We start from the raw sequence: 6,117 nt of genomic DNA, 5'->3' as shown, positions 1-6,117 counted from the left end.
GGTGGTGGTTTCGAGGCCCAGGCCTGGCGGCCTTCGCACCTCAACCACCGGAGCCCCACCGGATGTGTCGGGGCGCGCCGTCCTCGCCCGGTCAGGCTAGATTCCTCTCGTGACCGAGGCCTTCGACATTGCCGCGCCGCCGGCCCACTGGGAGGCCGACGTCCTCCTGCGTGACGGGGGGACGGCCCACATCCGTCCGATCCGCAGCGAGGACCGCGAGGTCTTCGTCGAGTTCTACTCCCGGGTGTCGGACCAGTCGAAGTACTACCGGTTCTTCTCGCCGATGCCGAGGCTCTCCGAGCGCGACGTCGACCGCTTCACCAGCGTCGACCACGTCAACCGGGTAGCGCTGGTGCTCACCCTCCAGGGACGCATCATCGCGGTCGGGCGGTACGACGTGATCCGGCCGGGCGAGGCCGAGGTCGCCTTCCTGGTCGAGGACCAGCACCAGGGGCGTGGCATCGGGCAGCTGCTGCTCGAGCACCTCTCCCAGGCGGGGCGCGAGCGCGGGGTCGAGCGGTTCGTCGCCGAGGTGCTCCCCGACAACACCCGGATGATCCAGACCTTCCGCGACGCCGGCTACCGCGTCGCGAGCGAGTACGACGAGGGCGTGCTCCAGCTCGAGTTCTCGATCGACCCCACCGACACCGCCATCGGGCTGATGTCGGCGCGCGAGCACAAGGCCGAGTCGGCCTCGATCGACCGCTTCTTCAACCCGCGCTCGGTCGCGGTCATCGGCGCCAGCCGGCGCCAGGAGACCATCGGCCAGGCGCTGGTGCGCAACCTGATCACCGGCGACTTCGCCGGCCGGGTGTACGCCGTCAACCCCACCTCGCACGCCGTGTCCGGGCTCCCGACGTACACCTCGGTCACCGACATCCCCGACGAGGTCGACGTCGCGATCGTCGCCGTCCCGGCCGAGCACGTGCAGGACGTCGTCCTCGACTGCGCCGCCAAGGGCGTTCACGGCCTGATCGTGGTGTCGGCCGGCTTCGCCGAGACCGGCGAGGAGGGCCGGGTCCGCCAGCGCAAGCTCGTCGGGCTGTCGCGCTCGTACGGGCTCCGGCTGATCGGCCCGAACTGCCTCGGCATCATCAACACCGACGCGAAGGTGTCGCTCAACGCCTCGCTCTCGCCGTTGATGCCGCCCCGCGGCCGGGCCGGCTTCTTCTGCCAGTCCGGTGCGCTCGGCACCGCGATCCTGGAGAAGGTCTACAACCGCGGCCTCGGCCTGTCGACGTTCGTGAGCGCGGGCAACCGCGCCGACGTCTCCGGCAACGACCTGCTCCAGTACTGGGAGGAGGACGACGCCACCGAGGTCGTGCTCCTCTATCTGGAGTCCATCGGCAACCCGCGCAAGTTCTCCCGCATCGCCCGTCGGGTGTCGCTGCGCAAGCCGATCATCGCCGTCCGCTCCGGGCGCACCACCCAGGGCGTCCCGATGGGTCACGCCGTCCGCAAGATCGCCGCCCCGCCGGCCGCCGTGGACGCGATGTTCCGCCAGGCCGGAGTGATCCAGGTCGACACGCTGGAGGAGATGTTCGACGTCGCCCAGCTGCTCGCCCACCAGCCGCTGCCCCGGGGTCGCCGGGTGGCCATCGTCGGCAACTCCGACGCCCTCGGGCTGCTCGCCGCCGACGCGGCGGCGGCCGTCGGCCTGGTCGTCAACAAGTCGATCGCCCTGGGCGCGGAGGCCAGCGCCGAGGACTTCGAGGACGCGCTCGACGCGGCCATCGACGACCCCGAGATCGACTCGGTCGTCGCGGTCTACGTGCCGCCGATCAACGTCTCCGGCGAGGACGTCGCCAACGTGCTCGCCGCCGTCGGCGAGCAGTCCGACAAGCCGCTGGTCTCCTCGTTCCTGGGCGCCGAGGGCGTGCCCGAGCTGCTGCGGGTCCCCGACGTCGCCGGCTCGACGGCCGGCCGCGGGTCGGTGCCGTCGTACCCCGGCGTGGAGGCCGCCGTGCGCGCGCTCGCGCGGGTGGTCGAGTACGCCGTGTGGCTGCGCACCCCCGACGGCGAGCCGGTGGACCCCGCCGACGTCGATGCGGCGGCCGCCAAGCGGCTCGTGATGCGAATCCTCGGCGAGCACCCCGAGGGCACCGACCTCGACCTCGAGACGCTCACCGAGCTGCTGGCGACGTACGACGTCACGCTGTGGCCGACGCGGCAGGTCACCAGCCGCGACGAGGCGGTGGCCGCCGGCGCGGAGCTGGGCTGGGACGTGGTGCTCAAGGCGACGGCCGAGCACCTGCGCGAGCGGCCCGACCAGGCCCACGTGTGGCGCAACGTCGACGACGCCGAGGAGATGGCGCACGCCTGGGACACGCTCAGCGCGCTGATCGCCGACCCCGAGCTGGCCGGCTTCGTGGTGCAGAAGAACGCTCGCCCGGGCGTCCCGGTGGGCATCCGCACCATCGAGGACCCGCTCTTCGGCCCGGTCGTCTCCTTCGGCATCGCCGGACCGCTCACCGAGCTGCTGGCCGACCGCGCCTACCGGATCCCACCGCTCGGTGGCCGCGACGCCGCGTCGATGGTCCGCGAGATCAAGTCGGCGCCGATGCTCTTCGGCTACCGCGGCAGCGAGGCGGTCGACGTGGGGGAGGTGGAGCGGCTGATCCAGCGGGTCGCGCAGCTCCAGAACGACGTCCCGCAGATCAGTGCGCTCGAGCTCTCCCTGGTGCTGGCCGGCGCCGACGGCTCCACCGTGCTCACCGCGTCGGCGCGGGTGGATCCGGTCGTGGACCCGCGCTCGGACTGGTTCGTCCGGCGCCTGTCCCAGCCCGCCGGGGACACGCTGCCGTCGTGACCACGCCTGCGTGACAGACTGCACGCATGCGTAGCACCAGGACCACCGAGGGTCACGACCGCGGCCTCGAGCTCAGGGACGCGATCGACCGCACCGGCTACTACCCGGACGTCGTGGCCGAAGGTGTGGAGAGCGCGGTCGCCGGCGAGGAGATCGTGGCCTTCTTCGTGCACCACGAGCCCACCTTCGAGCGCGACGAGGTCCGGCGGCACCTGTCGGTGGCGGTGCTGACGCCGAGCCGGCTGATCCTGGCCCACACCGACGAGCACGAGGGTGACGACCTGCTGCCCGAGCCCTACACCTCCACCTCGACCGAGGCGGTCCGGCTCAGCTCGGTGCGCTCGGTCGTGGTCACCCGGATGGTCGCCAACCCGACCGCCGGTCCGCGGCCGCCCGCCGAGGCCGTGATGACCATCGGCTGGGGCGGCGTGAGCCGTCTCGACCTCGAGCCCGCCGGGTGCAACGACCCGCAGTGCGACGCCGACCACGGCTACACCGGGGTGCTGGCGTCCGACGACTTCTCCCTCCGGGTCTCCGCCGCGGCCGACGGCACCGACGCCGTCGGCGGCCTGCTCACCTTCGCCGAGGCGCTCTCCGCGCGCACGCACGCTCACTGATCGCCGCCGGCGTGCAGGACTTCCTCCGACCGGCGTACGGCGAGCGCTCGCTCGCCGACGTCGTCCCGGCGGTCGCGTCCGCGCTGGGTCTCCCGATCGGCGAGCCACCGACCGGCCTGACCCTGCCCGAGGCCCCGGCGTACGTCGTCTTCCTCGTCGACGGGCTCGGCGCCAACCTGCTGCAGCGCTACGCGCACGCCGCGCCGTACCTCGCCTCGCTGCTGGAGCTCCAGGCCCCGGCGACCGCGGGGGTCCCCTCGACCACGGCGACCAGCCTCACCTCCCTCGGCACCGGTCTCCCGCCGGGCGCGCACGGCCTGGTCGGCTTCACCTCCCGGGTGCCCGGCACCGACAGGCTGCTCAACGCGCTGATGTGGGACAAGACGGTCGACCCGCTGGAGTGGCAGCCCAACGACACCGCCTTCGCGCGGCTGCGCCGGCAGGGCGGCACCGTCACGGTCGTCAACAAGCGGGAGTTCCGCGGCAGCGGGCTGACGGTCGCGGCGCACCGCGGTGCCGACTACGTCGGTGCCGACCGGGTCGGCGAGCGGATCGCAGCCGCCCTCGCGGCCTCGATCGAGCGCGCATCGTTCACCTACCTGTACGACGGCGACCTCGACTGGACGGGCCACCGGTACGGCGTCGCCTCCAGTCCGTGGCTGCAGCAGCTAGCGATGGTCGACGCCGAGGCCGAGCAGCTGCGTGAGGCCCTGCCCCCGCACGTGCGGCTCCTGGTGGTCGCCGACCACGGCATGATCGACTCGCCGTCGCAGGCGCGGGTCGACGTCGACGAGCGCACCGAGCTGCGTGACGGCGTCGCCCTGCTGGGCGGCGAGGCGCGGTTCCGGCACCTCTACTGCCAGCGCGGTGCGGTCAATGACGTGCTCGCGGCCTGGTCCTCCGTGCTGGGCGAGCGGGCCACGGTGCTCGCGCGGCACGACGCCATCGCGCGCGGCTGGTTCGGCCCCGTCGTGCCCGGGGTGCTGCCCCGGCTCGGTGACGTCGTGGTCGCCTGCCACGGCGACACCGCGATCCTCTCCACGGCCGACTTCCCCTACGAGGCCACCCTGGTCGGCCTGCACGGTTCGCTCACGCCCGACGAGATGCTGATCCCGGTCCTGCTGGACTGAGGGCGTCGCCTGGCTCGGTCACCAGGATGAGTTGGCGCGTTGCAGTGCGGGTCGCCGCTCCGTGACGTCGTTCGCGGTGGAAGGACTGTGAGGATCGCCTTCGCAGCCTGATGGTGATGGGCTGTGGCTTGGCGGCTGCGGGTGTGACCCCCGGAATGACTGGCTTCGTGCCTTAGTGCGACCTGTCCGCTCGTGGCCGCCGGCCCCGGACCGGTTGGAGGAGCTGGCCTGATCAGGAGCTTGACCACCTGGCGTTAGCGGCGCCTGGCGTGTCTCATCACAGTCCTGCCGAGCCTCCGTCCCGGACCGGAACCACGTCCCGTCCGGCGAAGGAGAGAACGCATGAACAGTCTGACCGATCTACGCGAAGTGGTCGACGTCGTCATCGGCGTCGACACCCACGTCCATACCCACTCCGCTGCGGTGGTCGACACCGCGACCGGTGGCGTCCTCGGCGAGATCACCGTCGAGGCAACGGCCGAGGGTTACGCCGAGCTGGTGGAGTTCGCCAACAACCACGCGATGTTGCGGGCCTGGGCGATCGAGGGCACGGGGGGTCACGGCGCTGGCTTGAGCCGTCACCTGCTCGAGTTCTCTGAGATCGTCATCGAGCTGGACCGCCCGAAGCGGGCGGCACGACGCAACGGCGCGAAGTCGGACCCGCTCGATGCGATCCGAGCCGCGCGCGAAGCGATAGCTCGACCCCAGCTGGGGACTCCTCGCAGTGGGGGAGAACGCCAAGCCCTGTCAGTGCTGTTGGCTGCTCGCCGCTCTGCGATCAACGCATCCACGGAGGCTCAGCAGCAGGTCTTTAGCCTGGTGATCGCCGCACCGGAACCCATTCGTGCCCGGTTCCGTGGTCAGAAGCTCGCCGCGATGCTCAACACCGCGGCGAACCTGCGCGTGCACGCGTCGTGGGACGTGGAGACAGCCAGCACGGTGGTGGCACTGCGCTCGTTGGCTCGCCGCGCGCACGCGATGCTGAAAGAAGCGCGTGAGCATCAGAAGGCCATGGTGGTCATCATCCGCGGCTGGCGCCCGGATCTCCTCGAGGAGTTCGGGGTCGGTCCGATCGTGGCCGCGACGGTGTTGTGCGCGTGGTCCCACCCCGGCCGGATCCACTCCGAAGCCGCGTTCGCGATGCTCGCTGGCGTCGCACCGATCCCAGCGAACAGCGGCCAGGTCACCACCAGGTATCGACTCAATCGCTACGGCGATCGGCAACTCAACCGGGCACTGCACACGGTGGTCCAGATCCGGATCCAGTACCAACCAGACACCCGCGACTACGTCGCCCGCCGCACCGCCGAAGGAAAGACCAGCCGCGAGATCAAACGCTGTCTCACCCGCTACGTCGCCCGCGACCTCTACCGACTCCTCGAAAGCGGGGCCGCAGCTGCTTGACGAACCATAGGAGCGTCGCACGTTCTTGAGCGCCTTGAACGCGGCTGCTTGTTCCATTGACCCAGGACCGGGCCGTCGCGGATCGCTACTTCAGGAGCCTGGGGTGGACAGGGATCGTGACTCGTCGGCTCGGGTGGCCGCAATCTGGCGACCATCT

Annotated in this window: 4 protein-coding genes; all 4 read left to right on the top strand. The window is 71.3% G+C overall.

Translation table 11 applies throughout. The annotated features are described in order from the left end of the window. Nucleotides 1-109 precede the first annotated feature (109 nt). The 4 genes from N542_RS0114535 (at nucleotide 110) to N542_RS0114520 (ending at nucleotide 5,960) form a co-directional block, all read left to right on the top strand. Nucleotides 110-2,809: a bifunctional acetate--CoA ligase family protein/GNAT family N-acetyltransferase gene (locus N542_RS0114535; RefSeq protein ID WP_051551796.1), complete on the top strand. Its 2,700-nt coding sequence runs from the start codon at nucleotides 110-112 to the stop codon at nucleotides 2,807-2,809. A gap of 26 nt (nucleotides 2,810-2,835) precedes the next feature. Then, complete coding sequence (locus N542_RS0114530; RefSeq protein WP_028644550.1) at nucleotides 2,836-3,426, top strand: DUF5998 family protein; 591 nt, start codon at nucleotides 2,836-2,838, stop codon at nucleotides 3,424-3,426. A gap of 11 nt (nucleotides 3,427-3,437) precedes the next feature. Further along, nucleotides 3,438-4,556 (top strand): alkaline phosphatase family protein, encoded by a 1,119-nt coding sequence (locus N542_RS0114525; RefSeq protein ID WP_051551795.1) that lies wholly within the window; start codon nucleotides 3,438-3,440, stop codon nucleotides 4,554-4,556. 342 nt (nucleotides 4,557-4,898) lie between these two features. After that, the gene (locus tag N542_RS0114520) at nucleotides 4,899-5,960 is read left to right on the top strand and encodes a transposase (protein WP_051551793.1); all 1,062 of its coding nucleotides are present in this window, start codon (nucleotides 4,899-4,901) and stop codon (nucleotides 5,958-5,960) included. Nucleotides 5,961-6,117 lie beyond the last annotated feature (157 nt).

Origin of the sequence: Nocardioides sp. URHA0020, from assembly GCF_000620705.1 — a bacterium.
Taxonomy (GTDB): Bacteria; Actinomycetota; Actinomycetes; order Propionibacteriales; family Nocardioidaceae; genus Nocardioides.
Note: the sequence above shows the minus strand (reverse complement) of the source record. Positions and strands in the feature narration are given on the sequence as shown.